Here is a 20,949-nt window from a genome sequence, read left to right as displayed (position 1 = left end):
GACCGGTGCGGGTCAGGCCTCCTCGCCGGAGGACTGGCCCAGGTCGACCGAACCGTCGTCGTCGGCGACGCCGGCGGCCTCCAGCGGAAGGGCGTCGGGAAGGGCACCGACCTTCTGCCCGGCGAAGGTGAAGGTGGCGGCCGGGCCTTCGCCCTCGACGTCGACCAGCACGATCTGGCCGGGGCCGACCTCGCCGTAGAGCATCTTCTCGGCGAGGATGTCCTCGATCTCGCGCTGGACGGTACGACGCAGCGGCCGCGCGCCCAACACCGGGTCGAAACCGCGCTCGGCGAGCAGGGTCTTCGCCGCCGGGGTGAGCTCGATGGCCATGTCGCGGTCCTTGAGGCGGACCTCGACCGCCGCGATCATGTTGTCGACCATCGAGATGATCTGCTCCTGGCTCAGCGGCGGGAAGACGATCACCTCGTCGACACGGTTGAGGAACTCCGGACGGAAGTGCTGCTTGAGCTCGTCGGAGACCTTGCTCTTCATCCGCTCGTAGGAGCCCGCCGCGTCGCCGCCCTGGTTGAAGCCGAGGTGGACCGACTTCGCGATGTCGCGGGTGCCGAGGTTGGTGGTCATGATGATGACGGTGTTCTTGAAGTCGACGACCCGACCCTGGGAATCGGTCAGGCGGCCCTCCTCGAGAATCTGCAGCAGGCTGTTGAAGATATCGGGGTGCGCCTTCTCGACCTCGTCGAAAAGGACCACCGAGAACGGCTTGCGCCGCACCTTCTCGGTCAGCTGCCCGCCCTCTTCGTAACCGACATATCCCGGCGGGGAACCGAAGAGTCGCGAAGCGGTGTGCTTCTCACCGAACTCGGACATGTCGAGCTGGATGAGAGCCTCTTCGTCACCGAAGAGGAACTCGGCCAGGGTCTTGGAGAGCCAGGTCTTACCGACACCGGACGGGCCGGCGAAGATGAACGACCCACCGGGACGCTTGGGGTCCTTCAGGCCCGCACGGGTACGACGGATCGCCCGGGAGAGCGCCTTGACCGCCTCGTCCTGCCCGATCACCCGCTTGTGGAGCTCGTCCTCCATCTTGAGCAGGCGGGTCGACTCCTCCTCGTTGACCTGGACGATCGGGATGCCGGTCGCCACGGCGAGCACCTCGGCGACGAGCTCCTCGTCGACCTCGGCGACCTCGTCCATGTCGCCCGCGCGCCACTGCTTCTCCCGCTCGGCCTTGGCGTTGATGAGCTGCTTCTCCTCATCACGCAGCCGGGCCGCGGCCTCGAAGTCCTGGCCGTCGATCGCGGCCTCCTTGCGCTGCCGCACGTCGCCGATCTTGTCGTCGTACTCACGCAGGTCGGCGGGGGCCGTCATCCGCCGGATCCGCAGCCGCGAGCCGGCCTCGTCGATCAGGTCGATGGCCTTGTCGGGCAGGAACCGGTCGGAGATGTAGCGGTCGGCCAGGGTCGCCGCCGAGACCAGCGCCTCGTCGGTGATGGTGACCCGGTGGTGGGCCTCGTAGCGGTCGCGCAGGCCCTTGAGCATCTCGATGGTGTGCGCGATCGAAGGCTCGGGCACCTGGATCGGCTGGAAGCGGCGCTCCAGCGCGGCGTCCTTCTCCAGGTGCTTGCGGTATTCGTCCAGCGTGGTCGCACCGATGGTCTGCAGCTCACCGCGGGCGAGCATCGGCTTGAGGATGCTGGCCGCGTCGATCGCGCCCTCGGCGGCTCCGGCTCCCACCAGGGTGTGGATCTCGTCGATGAACAGCACGATGTCGCCCCGGGTGCGGATCTCCTTGAGCACCTTCTTCAGGCGCTCCTCGAAGTCGCCGCGGTAGCGGCTGCCGGCCACCAGCGCACCGAGGTCGAGGGTGTAGATCTGCTTGTCCTTGAGCGTCTCGGGGACGTTGCCCTTGACGATGTCCTGGGCCAGGCCCTCGACGATGGTGGTCTTGCCGACACCCGGCTCGCCGATCAGGACGGGGTTGTTCTTGGTACGCCGCGAGAGCACCTGCATCACGCGCTCGATCTGCATCTCCCGGCCGATCACCGGGTCGAGCTTGCCCTCGCGGGCGTCCTGGGTGAGGTTGCGGCCGAACTGGTCGAGCACCAGGCTCGAGCTGGGTGCCTCACCGGCCGCGCCCGCCGCAGCGGTCTGCTGCTGCGAGGACTCCTTGCCCTGGAAACCGGAGAGCAGCTGGATGACCTGCTGTCGCACCCGGTTGAGGTCCGCGCCGAGCTTCTGCAGCACCTGCGCCGCCACGCCCTCGCCCTCGCGGATGAGCCCCAGCAGGATGTGCTCGGTGCCGATGTAGGAGTGCCCGAGCTGCAGCGCCTCGCGCAGGGACAGCTCGAGCACCTTCTTGGCGCGAGGGGTGAAGGGGATGTGCCCGGCCGGCGCCTGCTGGCCCTGGCCGATGATCTCCTCGACCTGGGCGCGCACGGCCTCCAGCGATATGTCGAGGGACTCCAGCGACTTGGCGGCGACGCCCTCGCCTTCGTGGATGAGACCGAGCAGGATGTGCTCGGTGCCGATGTAGTTGTGGCTGAGCATGCGGGCCTCTTCTTGGGCCAGCACGACCACCCGACGGGCTCGGTCCGTGAACCGCTCGAACATGCGCATCGCTCCTCGTGCTTGGGGTGCCGCCCTCGGCGACATAAGTCAGGGCGTTCTGTGAGAGATAACCCCGCGAACAGCCTACGCGTTCCCGGATCAGGACCCAGCCCGGTCCGCTGAGAGCGAACACGGATGCCGCCGGCGCTCCGCCGATGAGGACACGGCCGGTGGGATCCGTGCGCGTCGGCCGAGTTCATCGAGCCCGGGCCGGCGCCCGCGAGACCGACCCGGGTGTGTGATTCAGTGGGCGGCGTCGTAGGCCGAGCGCACCTCGGCCGGGATCCGGCCGCGGTCGGGCACCGTGTAGCCCGCCTCACGGGCCCAGGCCCTGATGTCCTTGGGGCTCGGGCCACCGGCGGGCGCCGCACCCCGGCGGCCGGCTCGGCGGCCACCTGCGGTGATCTTGCGGGCGTGCCCGGCATAGACGGCGAAGGCGTCACGGAGCTTGGCGGCGTTCTCGTCGTTGAGGTCGATCTCGTAGGAGGCCCCGTCGAGAGCGAATGTGATGGTTTCTGTCGCTTCAGATCCGTCGAGATCGTCCTCGAGCACGATGTGCACTTTCTGCGCCATGATTTGCCTTCCTATCGGATTGCCATTCGCCGACGTCTGGGTGTGGACACCGGCTCACGAATCATGACACGTCGCACCACGCATATGTCTATGGCATTGCGCGGGCAATTGGTCGATATTCCTCAATTCACCTCAACTGTTGCGCTCGAAGATCATTTCGAGGCCATTGAGTGTGAGCCATCTATCACGAACGGTGAAGCATCGACATTCGTCCACCACGACATCGGCCAGATATCCGGTGGCGATGACTTCGACGTCGTCGGCGGGCACTCGCAATTCATCAATCATCCGGGCCACCATGCCCTCCACCTGGGCGGCCACGCCGAAGGTCATCGCGGACTGCACCGCCTCGACCGTGTTGCGGGCGATCACCGATCGGGGCCGCAGGAGCTCGACCTTGCGGAGTTGGGCGCCGCGCCGGCCGAGCCCCTCGAGGGAGACCAGCATGCCGGGCGCGATCGCGCCGCCGACGTACTGCCCGTCGGCCGAGATCACGTCGAAGGTGGTGGCCGTGCCGCCGAAGTCGACCACCACCGCCGGGCCACCGTGCTTGCGGGAGGCCGCGAGGGCGTTGGCGATCCGGTCGGTGCCGACCTCCCGCGGGTTGTCCATCTGCATCGCCATGCCGGTGCGCACCCCCGGCTCGACCACGACGTGCGGTACGTCGCCGAAGTGGCGAGCCAGCATCTCCCGCCACTCGTGCAGCGCCGCCGGCACCGTTGCGCAGACCACCAACCCGTCCACGTCGTCGAGCCGGTCCTCCAGCAGGCCGCGGAGGAGCACCAGCCAGTCGTCGGCGGTACGACGCTCGTCGGTGGCCACCCGCCAGTCCGCGATCACCTCGCCGTCGACCAGAAGACCCATGATGGTGTGGCTGTTGCCGATGTCAGCTGCGAGCAGGGGCACGATCTCTCCTCAGGCCAGTCCTCCGTGGGCGCGAAACCAGGTCGGCCCCCGGCTCAACCTTCGGACAGGTCGAAGCCGATGTCGAACACCTTGACCGAATGGGTCAGCGCGCCGACGGAGATGAAGTCGACGCCCGTCTCCGCGACCTCACGCGCCCGCTCGACGGTGAGCCCGCCGGAGGCCTCCAGGACGGCCCTGCCGCCGGTGATCGCGACCGCCTCGCGCAGCTGCTCGGGGGGCATGTTGTCCAGCAGCACCCGTCCGCAGCCGACCTCGAGCAGCGCCCGCAGGTCATCGAGCGAGTCGACCTCGACCTCGACCGGCACCTCGGGGTACGCCGACCGCACGGCCTCGTAGGCGGCGACCACTCCCCCGGCGGCGAGGACGTGGTTGTCCTTGATCAGGGCCATGTCCGCCAGCGAGTTGCGGTGGTTGACCCCGCCGCCGGTGCGCACGGCGTACTTCTGCAGGCGACGGAAGGAGGGCAGCGTCTTGCGGGTGTCGAGCACCTTGGCGCCGGTGCCCTCCAGGGCGTCGGCCCAGGCTGCGGTCGCGCTGGCGACCCCGGAGAGGTGGCTGGCCAGGTTGAGGGCGGTGCGCTCGGCGGTGAGCAGGCCGCGGGTCGGCCCGGCGACCCGCATCACGACGTCCCCGGCCCTGACCCGGGTGCCGTCGGGGACCCGGTCGAGGATCTCGACCGTGTCACCCATGACGTAGTGGAAGACCATCGCGGCCACGCCGAGGCCGCACACGACGCCGTCCTCGCGTACGGCGAAGTCGCCGATGCCGCGGGCGTCGGGGGCGATGGTCGCGGTCGAGGTGACGTCCTCGCTCGGCATCCCGCCGGGGACGAGCTCGGGGAGCTCCTCGTCTATCGCGGTCTCGACGAGGTCGTAGAGCTCCCCGACGTCCAGTCCGGTCTGGCGCAGTTCGTCGAGCAGGGTCGTGGGCAGCTTGTCGAACTCGGCACGCACGATCATGGTGTTTCCTCCATCAGGCCTGGGCAGGGTGGTCAGGGCGGTGGTCGGGGTGGGACGCACAGCCGGGTGGGGCCGGCGTCGGGGTCAGGTCGGTGGCCACGGACGGCACGAAGTCCAGGCGCAGGGAGCCGTCCTCGGTGAGCCGGGCGTCGAGATGGCCGGCCCAACGGGCGTCCTCGCGGTCGGGGAAGTCCTCGCGCCAGTGCGACCCGCGGGTCTCCTCGCGCCGGGCGGCAGCCAGCGCGAGCGCGGCCGCCACGGTGACCAGGTTGGTGGTCTCCCACGCGGCCGGGTCGGGCCGGTCGGTGGCATCCGCCGCGAGGCCGACCAGCCGGTCGGCGGCCTCGCTCAACCCCGGCGCATGCCGCAGCACCCCGGCCCGGTCCGACATCAGTGCCTGGAGGTCGGCTCGGACGGCACCGCTGATCAGCCCCTCGTCACGCAGGTCGGGCGCCGGGTCGGCGTACGGCCGGAGCTCGCCGGGCAGCACCTCGGCGATCCGGCGGGAGAAGACCAGTCCCTCCAGCAGGGAGTTGGAGGCCAGTCGGTTGGCTCCGTGCACGCCGGAGCAGGCGACCTCGCCGGTGGCGTAGAGGCCGGGTACGCCGGTGCGACCCCACAGGTCGGTGCGCACCCCGCCGGAGGCGTAGTGGCAGGCGGGCGCGACGGGGATCAGGTCGGTCACCGGGTCGATTCCGTGGGCGAGGCAGGTGGCGTGGATGGTGGGGAACCGGCGTTCCCAGAAGGCCCTGGCACCGGCGTCGTCCTCCGCCCCGGCCCGGCCGAGGTGGCGCGCGTCCAGCCACATGTGCGGCCGGCCGGAGGACACCATGCGGGTCATGATCGCCTTGGCCACCACGTCCCGTGGCGCCAGGTCTGCCAGCGGGTGTACGCCGTCCATCAGCCGCCGGCCACGCTCGTCGACGAGGAACGCACCCTCGCCGCGCACCGCCTCGGAGACCAGCGGCTGCTGCCCGCGCGAGTCGGCGCCGAGGTACATCACGGTCGGGTGGAACTGGACGAACTCCAGGTCGCGCAGGACCGCACCCGCCCGCAGGGCCAGGGCAGCACCGTCGCCGGTGGAGACGACCGGGTTGGTGGTCTGGTCGAAGACCTGGCCCAGCCCGCCGCTGGCGAGTACGACGGCTCGGCAGTCCACCGCACCGACACCGTCGCGCTGCCCCTCGCCGAGCACGTGCAGGGTGACTCCCGCGACGCCGCCGTCCTGGCCGAGCTGGAGATCGAGGGCGAGGGCGTGCGCGATCACTTCGATCCGGGGGTTGTCCGCCACCGCGGCGAGCAGGGCCCGCTGGATCTCGGCGCCGGTGGCGTCGCCGCCGGCGTGGGCGATCCGGTCACGGTGATGGCCACCCTCACGGGTGAGCGAGAGGTGACCGTCGTCGTGGAGGTCGAACCGGGTGCCGAGCTCGATCAGGTCCCATACGGCGGCCGGACCCTCGGTGACCAGCGCGCGGACGGCCTCCCGGTCACAGGCGCCGGCCCCCGCCACCAGGGTGTCTGCCAGATGCTGTTCGGGGGTGTCTCCGGGGCCGAGCGCGGCCGCGATCCCGCCCTGCGCCCAGGTCGTCGACCCGGCGTCCAGGACGTCCTTGGTCACCACCAGCACTCGCCCGACCTGGTCCACCAGGCGCAGGGCGGCGGTCAGCCCGGCGATGCCGGAGCCGATCACCACCACGTCGGCGCGCGTGCTCCAGCCCGGCGCCGGGGCACGCAGCCGGCCGGGGAGTCGGAGCTCGGGCGAGGTCACGCGCGGAGACTAACGCGTCACAGGCAACTGCATCTCCGGGGCCCGTCCCCCGACCGCCGGCGCCCCGTGATCGAACGCCGACGTGGGCGTCAGCGCTGGGATCGCCAGCCGCCCTCGAGCCCCTGTTTCCAGCAGTCAGGCCCACCCCGCCACGAGTTCCCGGACGAACTCCCCTTCACGTCCGAAGTCGAAGGAGAAGTCAGCCTGGATCGATTCCGCCCCGGGCTCCCATCCACCGTCGATCCAGCGCGCCTCGCTACGACACCAAGCGATGTGGAGATCGTGTCCCGCCAATCCCGCGATCAACCATTCGTTCTTCGCCCTGTACGACTCCGAGGTCAGCATGATCACCTTCTTCGGCTCCCGCGCCCAGACCAGTCCGAACATCCCGCTACCGGCGTAGCCGGCCACGACCTCAGCGTCGCGGAAGAGACTCACCTGATCCGCGATCTCGTACTCCTCCGGGAAGAGGACCGTGAATCCCATCGATTCGAAGAACCGCTCCACCTCGCTCGAGTTCCGACACGACCGCTTCTCGAGCTTTCGCCCGATGAAGATCCGCAGGGGCGTCTGGTGGCGCGTCGAGCGCACCACCAGACGGTCCCCGATGCCCCGCCAGATGCCCACCATGTCCGGGTGCGCGTACCCCGGCTGTGCGAACATCGGGGTCGCCGTCAGGAGCCGTTCGACATGCACCGGTCCCGGCTCGTAGACCAGATCCTCTCCAGCCACCCCCGCTGCTTCGAGGACGTCGCGCTCCCACATCGCTGGCGCCCCCCGCTTGTTGGCATGCACCAGTGCCTTCGCATCGGGATACCGTTCCTTGACCAGCGGCCAGGCCCATAGCTTCGACACCACATCGGTGAGCGTGTGACCGAAGTGTCCGCGAAACTCGTTGTCGAGATGGAAGTAGGTGCCGTGACGCCGCGGGAGCGGACCCGTGGCACGGACTGCCTCCGGAGGAATCTCGTAATCCGAATCAATGAAGTACCGATTGATCGATTCCGACCACCTGTTCCTGTTGCCTCGAAGCCATGGCTGACGGAGGCTGTCGGGCATCAGGACCGAGCCGGACTCGACCACCTGCCCGGGACGGGTCACGCAGTGCACGTACTCTCGCAGCGCCAACTCCAGGGTGGTCCACTCATGCTTGAGCATCTGAGGATGGTCAGCATCCGAGGCCGTCACATGCGCCGCGGAGATCACTCGGCGGCTCGGCTGAACGGTCACCACCCGACCGACGTGTGGCGCAGCGGTGAGGAACTCGGTGGCCTGCGACTCCCGGACCACTGCGAGCGCGCTGCGCGCGTTCTTGAGCGCGATGAAGTTGGGCCAGACCCTCGTCTCCGAGGCGTTGAGGCCGATAACTCGATCGACAGCCCTGCGATAATCGCGCCTCTGCTCGGCGGTCGCGCGAGGCACATCTCCGAGGTGGGACAACAGGGCGCCACCTCGTCTGGTGTGGAAGAGGAGCCGCGCCAACCGAGCAGGCTTGGTGGGGTGAGCCGGCGCGGTGTCCACCAGGAGGTCACACTGCCCGTACGCGGCCAAGGCAAGGTGCAACGCGTCGTCATCCAGGGATGAGGAAACTCGCTCCACCCGGATGCGAGGGTTCTTTGCCCGGAGGAACGTCTCGAGTCGCGAATGACGACTCCCCGACTGGATGATCAACACGAACAGCTCGGCATCGGAGCCGAACCAGGTGTCGATCACCCAGGCGACCCGCTTCTGGAGACGCGACACTGGCGCAACGTCGGCGACGGTCCCCGTTGTCGTACTCCTGCCCCAGCGTCTGAAGTCCATGCGCACATCCTGAATCATGCATGCGGCGCTGCCCCATGTGGCATGGACGACCAGCACGGGGATGGACCACCGCAGACGACCGAACTGACCCAGAGAGCCGAGGGCTCCCCCACCCCCGGACCGAGGTGGCGTTCCGGGTGCGCGGAAGCGTCATCGAAGTGCCTGCCTGCTAGCGTCACCGCAGCGTCGAGTCCTCGGCCAGCCCTCTGAGCGGCATCGGACGGCGACGCCGAATCGCGTGACCCACGTGGGGTCACGATTGTTCTCACCTTGATTGGATGTACACGAATGAGGATGCGTGGGCTCGCCGCTCTGAGCGGGGCGATCTGGATCGCGGCGGTCGTCATCGTCGTCGTCGTGTCATCGGCGTCGACGGCAATCGTGCTTCTCCTCGGCGTCCTGGGGTTGCTACTCATCGCCACGCTCGCGATCTCCCTCTCCTCGGTGCGCCAGGGCGCGGGTATGGAGAGGAACCTGGGCCGACGGATGAACAAGCTGGCCAAGCAGGGCAAGCAGCAGGCCCAGTCCGCTGCGACATCCGCGCCGGTACCCGCGAACGACCCCAAGATCGACAGCCTCGTACGGCGGGAGGTCGATCGCTCCTTCAAGCAGCTCGAGGCCCTTCAGAATCTCTACAGCATCATCGACATCCGCCATGCGCTCCCGGCCTCACGCGGGTGGCCGGCCTCACCCGACCTCCTCCTGATGTTGGTCGACCTGATCGACCGGCATCGCCCCAAGGTCGTCGTCGAGTGCGGGAGCGGCCTCTCGACCCTGTGCTTCGCGCTGGCGATGCGGCGCTTCGGCATCGATGGACGAGTGATCGCGCTGGAGCATCTGGAGACGTACGCCGAAGAGACCCGCGAACTGCTCCGGCGGCACGGAGTCGATGACATCGCCGAGGTGCGCTACGCGCCCCTGGAGCCGGTGCGCATCGGCGAGGTCGCCGTCGACTGGTACGCCGGTGAGGCGTGGCAGGACATCACCGACGTCGAACTCTTCTTCGTCGACGGTCCGCCGAGTGCACTCTCGCCGCACTCCCGCTATCCGTCGGTGCCGTTCTTCCTCGATCGTCTCCCGAGTGGGGCGCACATCGTGTTGGACGACTACCGACGCGCCAAGGAGCAGGACGTCGTCAAGCGTTGGCAGGCGGAGAATCCGGACCGTCTCACCGTGGAGACGGTGCCGCTGGAGAAGGGCGCCGCCCTCATCCGCGTCAGCTGATCCTCGACCCCTGCCGGCCGGTAACGGCTCGGCCAGCGGCACCGAGCCGCTGCGCCGGGCTACGCCGGTCGATGTCGAGGTTCAGCGTTGGGCGGAAGCGAACGACGTCGACGGACCAGACGCTCATCCGTCGCCGCCAGGAGATCGACGGTAGCCCCTTGACCGAGAGTCGTCGCCGCAGAGGCGTGGCTCCCGGACCGATCCGGACACGCGCACGCCACCGCCCCTCCTGAAGCCGGTCGACGGGGATGGACACCGAGATCGTGGCCTCGCGCACCTGCCCGTCGAAGACCGCGCTACTCCCCTGAGTATCGAGTTCGATCGCGACCGGGAGGTCGACGTCCACCGCAGTGGTGGTCGTCAAGGCGAGTTCGGTCCCCTCCCACTGCGCGCGCCAGGTGCCGATCAGGTCGGCAATGCGGAACTTGGTTCGTCCGAGGTCGAGGCTGAACGTCCCTGCCGGGGTCAAGAACGGCACGAGCGTCGTGTTCCACCGGCCGGCCATGCCGGATAGCGCCACAGGCGTCGGCTCCGGACAGCGATCACCGGTTCCCAGACGCGCGGTCTCCCGGAGGTCACCGTTCACCACCCGCACGTAGATGTCCCAGACGCCCGCCGCCAACGGTTTGCCGTCCCTGAGCGAACTCACGTCCACCGACCCTTCGAACGTGCCGTCGTCGTCGTGGGTCACCGGTACGACGAACTTCCTGGCGGGCCTGTCCCGACGCTGCACGATCAACTGCACCTGCGATCCGCGGACACGTGGAAACCTCGCCGAGCCCCCGAGCCGCAGGATTCCCGAACGGCAGGCGTAGGTGGTCAGACTGCTGACCACCCTGACCCGGTCAGTGACGTCGTAGCACTCGTCAGCCACGCCGACGTCGGGGTCACGGAAGAAGGGGAGGTGCGCATAGACCCGGCCGGCCTCGGTGGTGATGGCATAGGACGGCTTCTCGACGAAGGCTCGGGCGGCGACCACTGTCCGGTCGAGCGATCCACCCAGTGCCACGCTGTATGCCACCCGCAGGTCAGGGGTCAGCCGTCGGAGGATCTCGTCGTCGAGATGCTCCTCGAGGAGCGCTCTGATCCTCCCGAACAGTGCCTCTTGCTCACCGAGCGGGAGATCGGGCAGGTACGACATCACCAGGCCCAGGTCGATCTGGAGGTGGCGGGTGAGGAACGGGACCCGGGCGGAGACCTCGGGAACCTCTCGGGCCACGAGTGCGCACATCTCCTCAACGATGTCGGCCCGATTCGAAGCCGACCCCGATTGGGTGACGTGCCCACCGTCGTCGCGCTGCACCACGAAGTAGTAGTCGTAATCAGCCAGGGCGCTGATCTTCTTGGCCCGGAAGTAGGCCGTGGCCGTGAACGGCTGATCCGACCCGTTCGGGAGATGCTCCGGGAAGCGGATCCGGTTTTCCTCGATGAGGGCTCGGCGGAACAACTTCAGGGGGGCCAAGGTCCAGTACACCCGCGACCGAGCCAGGTCCGCATCCACGTTGGTCCGCTTGAACATCGACTCGGGGACGCCCCGACCGTTGTGGCTGACCATCCGACCCAGCACGATGTCAGAGTCTTGCTCCCGCGCCACCGCCAACATCCGCTCGAGGGCCTCCTCGCCGAGGAAGTCGTCGGCGTCGAGGAAGAAGACATATTCACCCCGTGCCGCATCGAGTCCGACATTTCGCGGCCCGGCCGGCCCTCCCGAGCCACCCCGGTGGAGCACGCGGAAGAGCTCGGGATAGCGGGCCGACCATCGGTCCGCGGCTTCATCCGTCCCGTCCGTGGAGCCATCGTCGATGACGATGACCTCCAACTTCCCTCGCTCCAGGGTCTGGTCCACGACGGACTGCAGGCACCGCTCCAGGTACGGCAGGGCGTTGTAGGCCGGAATGATGATGCTGACCGTCGGATCCGACACTCGGGTCACCGAACCTCTCTGAACTGGGCATGCTCATGGCTGACGGGAGACCAGTCGGGCAAGGTCAGAGCCGTTCCACGTGTTTGCCACGACACCGATTCCGGGTGTCGAGGACGTAGCGCCCGTGGGACGCGATCAGGTCGTAGTCGAACACGTCATGGTCGGTGAGCAGTACGACGGCGTCAGCCGAGGCGAGCTCAGCCTCGGTGAGCTCGGCCTTCGCCACCTCTGGCGGGAACCGCTCGTCGCCGAGGTAGGGCTCCACGACATGGAGGTCCGCCTTGAGACGGACCAACTGCTCGGCCACCACCAACGCAGGTGACTCCCGGATGTCCCCGACGTTCTTCTTGTAGGCGAGTCCGAGCAAGAGGATCTTCGATCCGTTCACCGCCAGGCCGCGGTCGTTGAGACCGTCCCGGAGGCGCTCGACCACGTAGTCGGGCATGTGGTCGTTGATGTCGTTTGCGGCCGCGATCATGCGGATGTCGCCGCGGGACGCCTGCCGGACCTGCCACAGCAGGTACGACGGATCGATCGGCAGGCAATGTCCTCCGACACCGGGCCCCGGGGTGAAGCGCATGTACCCGAACGGTTTGGAGTCCGCCGCGTCGATGGCCTCCCAGATGTCGACGCCGAGCGGGCGCGACACCGAGGCGATCTCGTTGACCAGCGCGATGTTGACATGCCGGAATGTGTTCTCGAGCAGCTTCGTCATCTCTGCGGTACGAGTGCTCGAGACTGGTACCGGGTTCTCCACGATGCGGCCGTAGAAACTCATCACCCTGACGAGAGACTCATCGTCGATGCCGGAGACCACTTTTGGCGTGTTGGCCAACTGCCAGGTCTTGTTGCCGGGGTCGATCCGCTCCGGGCTGTAGCCGAGAAAGAAGTCCCTGCCCGCTTTCAGGCCACTGCCCTCCTCCAGGATCGGCTGGAGAACCTGGTCGGTGGTGCCCGGATAGGTGGTCGACTCGAGCACCACCAATGCTCCCTCGGTGAGGTGGGGAGACATCTGAGAGGCGGCTTCCTCGATATACCGCAGGTCCGGGGCACCCTCTCGCAGCGGCGTCGGCACGGTGATCACGCAGATGTCGAAGCCGCGAGTGTCGGTCCACGTCCCGCTGGGCCGGTACCGGCCGCTGGCGAGGGCAGCAGTGAGAACCTCCGAGGAGATGTCCTCCACGAACGAGTCACCGGCCCGCAGCCGGTTCAACCGGTCCGGGTCCGACTCCAGACCGATCACGTCGAACCCGGCCTCGACTGCGGCCATGGACAACGGCAACCCGACGTACCCTTGACCGACTACGACGACGGTGGTGGTCATGCAGATCTGCCCTCGGTGCTGCCCAACGTGCTCTCCATCTCCGGCCTCGTCCAAACAGGTGGCGTCAGCGCCCGTCCGGCCGCCGGATTCCGCCTCCGGTCAGCGAAGTGTAGTAGGTCAGGAGGGCCACTCCTGTCCGGCCCACGGGATCAGGCGACGGGCTCATCGCGCACGAGGTCGGCAGGTGGTGCTCAGCCCGACGACTCCATCGGCGCGAGTGCGTGGTGCCCGAAGTACAGAGCCACCCGGTCCATCACGTCGCGTGATCGACTGAGGAAGACGTAACGCTTCCGACCACGGCCGACGGCGCGGAAGTCGACCAGCCAACCCTCCGCACGAGCGATGACGGCGAGCGCTTCCGGTGTGTAGTACGAGGTGTGGTCGGGATAGAAGATGTAGCGGTGCTTGCGCAGCTCGCTGTATCCATCGTTGATGTCGGTGCCGCAGATGAGCAGACCATCGTCCTCGACGTAGTCGAGCATGTGTCGGAAGTCCGGACGAGGTGTACGGAAGTGCTCGATCACCTCGCTCGCGATGACGAGATCGAAGCGCTGCTCCGCCGGCCTGCTGATATCGAAGAAGTGCTCATCGGAGCGAACCTGCATGATGTCGCCGACACCGACCATGCCGGTCCGGCCCAGCTTCTCCAGATGGAGGTTGTCCATGCTCGATCCGACCCCGTAGAGCAGGACATCGGGCGCCTCGGCAGCCAAGATCTCAAGCCCCATGCGACCCATCTGGAACTCGCGGCCAGGCCGATCCACCGTTCCGGCCCTCCGCCCGCGCGGAAGGTCCTCGAAGCTGGTGATCTCGCGATACTTGCCACTTTCGCTTCGCACGATGGTCACGAATCCACAGTCGAGACAGCGTCGCGTGCGGCAGGTGAGCGTCGGGTCGCCAGAGTAGGCGAGCTGACGCCGGCGCAGGTGCTCGCCAGCGCAGACCAGGCACTGCTTGTTGGGCCGGGAGATCTCGAACTCATACCCGGGAGCGGCGCCTGGCGTCGCTGCCCACGTCGCGAGCGTGTGCCGGGCACTGCTCCCCAGGCGTCGTGCACCCTGCCCGGCCCGCATCGCGGCAGCTTTACTGGATCCCATGAGGCGTCGCATCGCCCATACGGTAGCCCGTAATCCGCCGCAGGTTCGGCACGCAGTCCGACTGGTGTCGGCGATCTGGGTCGGCTGGCCTCAGGCCAGCGAGTCACCACGCACCAGGTCGCTGTCCGGAAGCGCCTCGGCGGGGTCGAAGCCGGTGGCGAGGATCTGGTTGTGCGCGTCGACGAAGACGACGTGCGGCTTGAGCTCCCGAGCCTCCTCGGTCGTCATCTGGCCGTAGCCGATCAGGATGACCAGGTCTCCGGGGTGCACCAGGTGGGCGGCGGCCCCGTTGATGCCGATCACGCCCGAGCCGCGCTCGCCGGCGATCGTGTAGGTCTCCAGGCGGGCGCCGTTGGTGATGTCGACGATGTGAACCAGTTCGCCGGGCAGCAGGTCCGCCGCGTCGAGCAGGTCCTCGTCGACGGTCACCGAACCGACGTAGTGCAGGTCGGCCTGGGTGACAGTGGCGCGGTGGATCTTGGAGGTCATCATGGTGCGGAGCATCAGGGGGTTCCTTCCCGCCCGAGGTGGAGCGGCATGTTGTCGATGAGCCGGGTCGAGCCGACCCGGGCTGCGATGAGGATGCGTGCCTCGGTGCCGGGCGGCACGTCGGCAGGGAGCTGCGAGAGGTCAGGGGCGAGGATCTGGAGGTAGTCCAGGTCCACGGCCTTCGCGGAGTCGAGCTCGGTACGCGCGGCCGCGAGTGCGGCCTCGGGTCCGTGCTGGTCAGCGCGCTGGGCGGCGCACAGGGCCCGGCTCAGGGCGAGCGCTTCCACCCTGTCCTGCGCGCTTAGGTACTGGTTGCGGCTGGAGAGCGCCAGCCCGTCGGCCTCACGGATCGTGGGCGCACCGACCACCTCGACCCCGAGACACAGGTCGGAGGACATCTGGCGGATCAGGGCGAGCTGCTGATAGTCCTTCTGCCCGAAGACCGCGACGTCGGGACGCACCAGCCCGAACAGCTTGCCCACGACGGTGAGCACACCGTGGAAGTGCGTGGGCCGGGAGCGGCCCTCCAGGACCGTGGCCAACGGGCCGGGGTCGACGGTGACCATCGGGTCCCCGCCCGGGTAGACCTCGGCCACGCTCGGCGCGAAGACCAGGTCGACGTCCTCCCGGGCGCAGATCTCCAGGTCGGCGTCGAAGGTGCGCGGATAGCGATCCAGATCCTCACCAGGGGCGAACTGCATCGGGTTGACGAAGATGGACACGACCAGCGGGCCGGTCCGGCCATCCTCGGTCACCCGTGCGCGCGCCTCCCGCATCAGGCTGGCGTGCCCGTCGTGGAGAGCCCCCATGGTGGGCACGAACGCGACCCGCTCCCCCGACTCGCGACGCTTCGCGAGCAGATCGGCCAGTTCGGTTCGGGTCCGGGCGACGACCGGGGCGCTCATCGCTGACTCTCCACGGGCGCGGACGGGTTCGGAACACGAGCCGGACCGGCGTGGACGCCGGCCACGGCCGAGTCGAGCAGGTCGGCGATCTTCTGGGCCTGGATCGGCAGGAGTCGGCCATCGGCGAGCGACCGTTCGAGCGTGCCGCGTGCCATCGCGACGTAGGACGCCACGGTCTGCGGCGCGTTGGTGGCGATGTCGTCGAGGTGGGCCCGGACGGTGCCGACATCACCCCGAACGATCGGCCCGGTCAGGGCGGCGTCACCGTGCCCGAGGGCGTTGTCGAGGGCGGCGGTCAGCAGCGGCCGAAGGGTCCCGGCCGGGTCGCCGGCCCCCGCCGCGGCGAGGATCTCCATCGCCTCGGTGACCAGCGTGACCAGATGGTTGGCGCCGTGCGCGAGCCCGGCGTGGTAGAGCGTCCGCATCTCCTCGGGCACCCACATCGGGCGCCCGCCCAGGTCTGCCACCAGTGCTTCGGCGACCTCCCTGTCGGCGGTCTCGGCGGTCAGCCCGAACACACACCCCGCCAGTCGCTCCAGGTCGACGGCTGTGCCGGTGAAGGTCATCGCCGGGTGCAGCGCGATGGTCCGCGCACCCACCTCGCGGGCAGGGGCCAGGACCGCCAGGCCGTGACGACCGGAGGTGTGCACGACGTACTGCCCCTCGTGCAGGGCTCCGGCCGCGGCCAGCATCGTGACGACGTTCTCGAGCATGTCGTCGGGCACGGTGAGCAGCAGGATGTCGCAGGAGCGGGCCACCGCGGTCGGCTTGAGCACCGCCACCCCGGGAAGGAGGTCGGCGATGCGGGCGCGGGACGCCGCGGACTCGCCGGCGGTCGCGGCCACCGGGTGACCGGCCGTGCGCAGGGCCGCGGACAGGATGGCACCGACGCGGCCCGCGCCGATCACACCCACCGTGCCCCGGAGGGGACGATGCGTCATGGGTCTCCGACCTTTCGTTCCAGTCCCGCCGACCATCCGGGGCGACCGACTCGGGGCCGGCCACCGCGGACCGGTGTGGGTACCGGACGCTTGTGTTGAGAGCAACGAAAACGGTACGCCGACCCTTCCCGGCTGTGAACTCCCCAGGGTGTGACCTGCAACACGCCCAGACGGTCCAGTCCTTCGGCCCGTTCCGCCGGCCCCCGACCTAGCCCGTCCGACTGCCCGAACGGGCGCCGCCGAGACCGGCGACCACCTCCTTCACGAACGCACCCTCCCGTTCGAAATCGAAGTGGAAGCCAGCCTGGAACGCTCCGGGCTGCCAGCGACCGTCGCTCCATTCGGCCTCGCTACGGCACCACGCCACGTGGACCTGGTGCCCCACCAGCCCAGCGATCAGCCATTCGTTGCGCGCGCTGTACGACTCCGAGGTGATCAGAATGACCTCCTTCGGTTCCTCAGCCCACAGCAGGCCGAACATCCCGCTGCCCGCATAGCCGGCGACGACGTCCGCCTGGCGGAACATCCGAACCTGTTCGGGCAAGGAATGCTTCTCCGGGTACACCAGCGTGAATCCGGAGCGCTCGAAGAACGCCTCGACCTCATCGGCGTTTCGGCACGGCCTGTTGGCAATGCTTCGGGCGACAAAGATTCGAGAAGGAGACTCCGCGTCCGGCACTCCTTCCAGCAGGCTGTCCCCCGTACGCCGCCAGATCGTCTTCAACTCAGGATGCACATACCGCGGTTGCGCGAACATCGGGGCAGCGACCACCAGGCGATCAACCAGCACCGGCCCAGGCTCGTAGACCACGTCACGGGCGGGGATACCGCACGCCGCCAGGAGTTCGAGCTCCCACGAGGCAGGTTCAGCCCGACGGTTACCGTGCACGAGGGCCCGAATCCCCGGATACCGAGTTCGGGCCTGCTCCCATCCCCAGGTCTTCGAAATCACATCAGTCATGGTGTGACCGAAGTGCCCTCGAAACTCGTTGTCGAGGTGGAAGTACGTGCCTTCTCTTCGAGGTACGTCCGGCTGGCGCGGCGTCGCGTTCCGAGGAGTGATGTACTCCCGTTGTACGAACAGGTTGCCGATCGGCACCGTCCACTCGTTCTTTCGCCTGCCCGTCAGAGGCCGAATGCTCCCGGGCAACAGTGCCGATCCATGGTCGAGGAGTTGACCCGGCGAACTCACACAATCGAAGTACTCGCGCAACACCAGGGGCGGGACGCTCCACTCGGTACGGAATTCTTGCGGATGATCCGCATCCGACTGGGTCAGACGCGCTTCCGACTCCACGTGTGACCCGGGCAGGGTCAGGAGGACCCGTCCGACGTGCGGCGCCCGCTTCAAGAACGCGACTGTCTGGCGTTCACGGATGACGGCACGGGCGCCCGTGCCGTTACGGAGCGCGATGAATCTCGGCCAGATCCGGGAAGCCGCCAGCGAGTCCCCCAGGAGATCGTGCACCTCTGCGCGGAACTGGGCACGCTGTTCACTCGGGGCGTCGGCGAGGTCTCCGAGTCCGGCCAGCAGGGCTCCGCCCTGCTGGGTGTGGAGCAGCAGGTGCGAGAGCCGATCCGGCGCGCCAGAGCCACGCGATGTGTCCACCACAAGATGGTTCGGTCCCGAGGCTGCCAACGCCAGGTGGAGCGCCTCGTCACCCAAACCCGGGGAGAGCCGTACGACGGTTGAGCCGGGGAATCGAGCTCGGATGAAGGCTTCCAGTCCCAGGCTGTGAGCCGGCTGAATGAGAACGACACGAGGTCCGTCCACGCCTTGGAGCCAGGTCTCGAACACCCAGGACACCCTCTGCTGCAGAGCCGTTGGCGTGGGTGCGACGTCGCCCTCATCCTCATTGCGTCCTCGACGCGCGCTTATCATCGTTTCCCCTTCTCAGAGATCCCGCACGCCCGGGGATCACCGACCAGTGTTCTGCGCCGGAATGTATTCGGTCGGGACGGTCAGCCCGACCGGCCGCCCCTCCGAACCCGCCACGCTGCCCAAGCATCGCCCACCATGTCATCCAGGTTCTTGTCCGCCCGCCAGCCAAGCTCTTGGTTGGCCCGCACGGGCGATGCCACCACCGTGGCAGGATCTCCGAGCCTTCGCGGGGACACCTGCCATGTTGCTGGGGCACCCGTGGCGCGGCCGATGGCCTCGATGACCTCGAGCACGGAGTATCCCCTGCCGGTGCCGATGTTGAAGACGTCGTGCGCGAGGTCACCGCTCAGGCGATCGATCGCGGAGAGATGTGCCGCCGCGAGATCCACGACGTGCACGAAGTCTCGCACACAGGTGCCGTCCGGCGTGGGGTAGTCATCCCCGAACACGAGCGGCTCCAGCCCCTGCTCGACCCGCTCGAAGACCATGGGGATGAGGTTGTTCGCGCCGAGATCACCCAGATCCGGCGCTCCCGCCCCCGCCACGTTGAAGTACCGCAGACCCACGAACCGCGGGCCGCCTGCGACGGCGGCAGCCCGCGCCATCGCCTCGCCGTACAGCTTCGTCTCCCCATAGGGGTTGGTGGGCGAAGTCGGGTCGTCCTCGCCGACAAGTTCAGAGGTGGTGTTGCCGTACACCGCGGCCGAGGAGGAGAACACCAGTTTCGGGACCTGAGCAGCCGTCATCGCCTCGAGCACGGTCGCCAGCCCGCCCAGGTTCTGCCGGTAGTACCACAACGGCCGCTCCACCGACTCCGGCACACTCTTCTTCGCCGCGAAGTGGACGACTGCCTCGACCCGATGGGCGCGCATCACGCCTTCCAGCCGTGCGGCCGAATGAGGCGCCGTCAGGTCCAACTCGACCAGCTCCGCGCCGGAAACTCGGCCGGCAGCACCCGAGCTCAGGTCATCGACCACCACCACCGCATCGCCACGCTGCTGCAGCAGCCGCACCACATGGGCACCGATGTAGCCCGCCCCACCCGTCACCAGAACCGTCACCCCTCGACCCTAATTGACGCTCCAGATGCACTGTTGACGCCGATCCGGGCCGCGGGTACGTGGTCTGTCACAATCGCGTCCATGCTCAGCACAGATCAGTCAGTACGTCGGGTCGCGGTCCTCCTGGCGGGCGGAGTCGGCACGCGCGTCGGCCTTGGCGTTCCCAAGCAGCTGATCAAGATCGCCGGCAAGACGATCCTCGAGCACACCCTGAGCACTCTGCATGAGCACGAACTGGTCGACGAGATCATGATCCTGATGGCGCCGGGTCACCTCGACGCGGTGCACAACATCCTGCGATCGGGCCTCTACCCCAAGGTCGACCACGTCCTGGAGGGCGCCGAGACCCGCAACGGCACCACCCAGAAGGCGTTGGCCGCCCTGGGCGAGGAGGACTGCGAGGTTCTCTTCCATGACGCGGTCCGTCCCCTGGTCAGCGACCGGATCATCACCGACTGCTTCCACGCACTCCGCTCCTACGATGCCGTGGACGTAGCCATCCCTTCGGCGGACACGATCATCGAGGTCACCGAGGACGCCGTCATCTCCGAGGTTCCCGACCGCGATCGCCTCCGCCGCGGCCAGACGCCCCAGGCGTTCCGCGCCAGCGTGTTGCGTCAGGCGTACGAGAAGGCGGTCCAGGATCCCGACTTCCGCGCCACCGACGACTGCTCGGTGGTGCTGCGGTACCTCCCCGACGTGCCGATCAAGGTCGTGGACGGCGAAGAACGCAACATGAAGGTCACCAACCCGGTCGACGTGTATCTCGCGGACAAGTTGTTCCAGCTGACCAGCGAGTCTCGTCCTGCCGCTCGCAGCGAGGCCGAGCTGACCGAGCTGCTGACCGGCAAGGTGATGGTGGTGCTCGGCGGCTCCTACGGGATCGGCGCCGACATCGCCGCGCTTGCCCAGGCACACGGTGCCACGGTGGCCTCCTTCAGCCGGTCAGCCACCAACACGCACGTGGAGCGGCGCGAGGATCTCGTGGCGGTCGCCGAGCAGGTGCTCGCCGAACACGGTCGGATCGACTTCGTCGTCAACACCGCCGGCGTCCTGACCATGGGCGAGCTCGTTGACACGACCGAGGAGTCGATCTATGCCTCGACCGAGGTGAACTACTTGGCTCCGATCTTCATCGCCCAGGTCTTCTACCCGCATCTGCGGGAGACCGGCGGCGGCCTCCTGCTGTTCACCTCGAGCTCCTACACCCGCGGACGCCGCGGATACAGCCTCTACTCCTCGGCCAAGGCCGCCACCGTCAACCTCACCCAGGCGCTGGCGGATGAATGGGCTTCCAGCGGGGTCACGGTCAACTGCGTCAACCCGGAGCGCACCAGCACCCCGATGCGCACCCAGGCCTTCGGCGAGGAGCCCCCCGGCACCTTGCTGGCCTCCGAATCGGTTGCGCACGCCTCGGTGGAGGTTCTTCTCTCCGGCGGCACCGGGCACGTGATCGATCTGCGGCTGGTCGACCCGCTCACCCCCGCCTGATCCCGCTCCCAGC

16 protein-coding genes are annotated in these 20,949 nt (G+C 68.1%); 2 read left to right on the top strand and 14 right to left on the bottom strand.

The features are described from left to right. Positions 1 to 12 precede the first annotated feature (12 nt). From G515_RS0111820 to G515_RS0111795, 6 genes are all read right to left on the bottom strand, one after another. On the bottom strand, positions 13 to 2,571 hold the full coding sequence (locus G515_RS0111820) for an ATP-dependent Clp protease ATP-binding subunit (RefSeq protein ID WP_028660301.1): 2,559 nt from the start codon (positions 2,569 to 2,571) through the stop codon (positions 13 to 15). A 240-nt stretch (positions 2,572 to 2,811) separates the two neighbouring features. Continuing rightward, a complete protein-coding gene (locus G515_RS0111815; protein WP_028660300.1) occupies positions 2,812 to 3,141 on the bottom strand; it encodes a histone-like nucleoid-structuring protein Lsr2 in 330 nt (109 codons plus the stop codon). Between the two features lie 132 nt (positions 3,142 to 3,273). Then, positions 3,274 to 4,047, bottom strand: coding sequence for a type III pantothenate kinase (locus tag G515_RS0111810; protein ID WP_028660299.1), 774 nt, complete (start codon positions 4,045 to 4,047; stop codon positions 3,274 to 3,276). Between the two features lie 53 nt (positions 4,048 to 4,100). Continuing rightward, positions 4,101 to 5,027 (bottom strand): carboxylating nicotinate-nucleotide diphosphorylase, encoded by a 927-nt coding sequence (nadC, locus tag G515_RS21070; RefSeq protein ID WP_036555461.1) that lies wholly within the window; start codon positions 5,025 to 5,027, stop codon positions 4,101 to 4,103. 13 nt (positions 5,028 to 5,040) lie between these two features. Then, positions 5,041 to 6,795, bottom strand: coding sequence for an L-aspartate oxidase (locus G515_RS21065; protein ID WP_051218313.1), 1,755 nt, complete (start codon positions 6,793 to 6,795; stop codon positions 5,041 to 5,043). A 135-nt stretch (positions 6,796 to 6,930) separates the two neighbouring features. Continuing rightward, positions 6,931 to 8,598: a glycosyltransferase 61 family protein gene (locus G515_RS0111795; protein ID WP_028660298.1), complete on the bottom strand. Its 1,668-nt coding sequence runs from the start codon at positions 8,596 to 8,598 to the stop codon at positions 6,931 to 6,933. 294 nt (positions 8,599 to 8,892) lie between these two features. Here G515_RS0111795 and G515_RS22725 point away from each other — a divergent pair, with 294 nt between their 5' ends. Then, positions 8,893 to 9,822, top strand: a complete 930-nt coding sequence (locus G515_RS22725; RefSeq protein WP_051218309.1) for an O-methyltransferase — start codon at positions 8,893 to 8,895, stop codon at positions 9,820 to 9,822. Here the strand turns inward: G515_RS22725 and G515_RS22720 are convergent. From G515_RS22720 to galE, 8 genes are all read right to left on the bottom strand, one after another. Continuing rightward, a complete protein-coding gene (locus tag G515_RS22720) occupies positions 9,815 to 11,755 on the bottom strand; it encodes a glycosyltransferase family 2 protein (RefSeq protein WP_084653490.1) in 1,941 nt (646 codons plus the stop codon). The two genes, G515_RS22725 and G515_RS22720, sit on opposite strands and share 8 nt — an antisense overlap. Before the next feature lie 55 nt (positions 11,756 to 11,810). After that, positions 11,811 to 13,070: a nucleotide sugar dehydrogenase gene (locus G515_RS0111780; RefSeq protein WP_028660297.1), complete on the bottom strand. Its 1,260-nt coding sequence runs from the start codon at positions 13,068 to 13,070 to the stop codon at positions 11,811 to 11,813. A 191-nt stretch (positions 13,071 to 13,261) separates the two neighbouring features. Next, positions 13,262 to 14,143 carry a methyltransferase domain-containing protein gene (locus G515_RS0111775; RefSeq protein ID WP_169570573.1) on the bottom strand — a complete coding sequence of 294 codons (882 nt, stop codon included), beginning with the start codon at positions 14,141 to 14,143 and terminating at the stop codon, positions 13,262 to 13,264. A gap of 114 nt (positions 14,144 to 14,257) precedes the next feature. Beyond that, positions 14,258 to 14,671, bottom strand: a complete 414-nt coding sequence (gene panD, locus G515_RS0111770; protein ID WP_028660295.1) for an aspartate 1-decarboxylase — start codon at positions 14,669 to 14,671, stop codon at positions 14,258 to 14,260. After that, positions 14,671 to 15,561, bottom strand: coding sequence for a pantoate--beta-alanine ligase (panC, locus tag G515_RS0111765; protein ID WP_028660294.1), 891 nt, complete (start codon positions 15,559 to 15,561; stop codon positions 14,671 to 14,673). The genes panD and panC overlap by 1 nt, the downstream gene beginning before the upstream one ends. Continuing rightward, positions 15,558 to 16,502, bottom strand: a complete 945-nt coding sequence (locus G515_RS0111760) for a Rossmann-like and DUF2520 domain-containing protein (RefSeq protein WP_028660293.1) — start codon at positions 16,500 to 16,502, stop codon at positions 15,558 to 15,560. The genes panC and G515_RS0111760 overlap by 4 nt, the downstream gene beginning before the upstream one ends. A gap of 208 nt (positions 16,503 to 16,710) precedes the next feature. Further along, positions 16,711 to 18,300, bottom strand: coding sequence for a glycosyltransferase family 61 protein (locus tag G515_RS0111755; RefSeq protein WP_169570569.1), 1,590 nt, complete (start codon positions 18,298 to 18,300; stop codon positions 16,711 to 16,713). A gap of 164 nt (positions 18,301 to 18,464) precedes the next feature. Beyond that, positions 18,465 to 19,433 (bottom strand): UDP-glucose 4-epimerase GalE, encoded by a 969-nt coding sequence (galE, locus tag G515_RS0111745; protein ID WP_281168305.1) that lies wholly within the window; start codon positions 19,431 to 19,433, stop codon positions 18,465 to 18,467. 93 nt (positions 19,434 to 19,526) lie between these two features. Here galE and G515_RS0111740 point away from each other — a divergent pair, with 93 nt between their 5' ends. Next, complete coding sequence (locus tag G515_RS0111740) at positions 19,527 to 20,936, top strand: bifunctional cytidylyltransferase/SDR family oxidoreductase (protein ID WP_028660289.1); 1,410 nt, start codon at positions 19,527 to 19,529, stop codon at positions 20,934 to 20,936. Positions 20,937 to 20,949: the final 13 nt, after the last annotated feature.

Source organism: Nocardioides insulae DSM 17944, from assembly GCF_000422825.1.
Taxonomy (GTDB): Bacteria; Actinomycetota; Actinomycetes; order Propionibacteriales; family Nocardioidaceae; genus Nocardioides; species Nocardioides insulae.
Note: the sequence above shows the minus strand (reverse complement) of the source record. Positions and strands in the feature narration are given on the sequence as shown.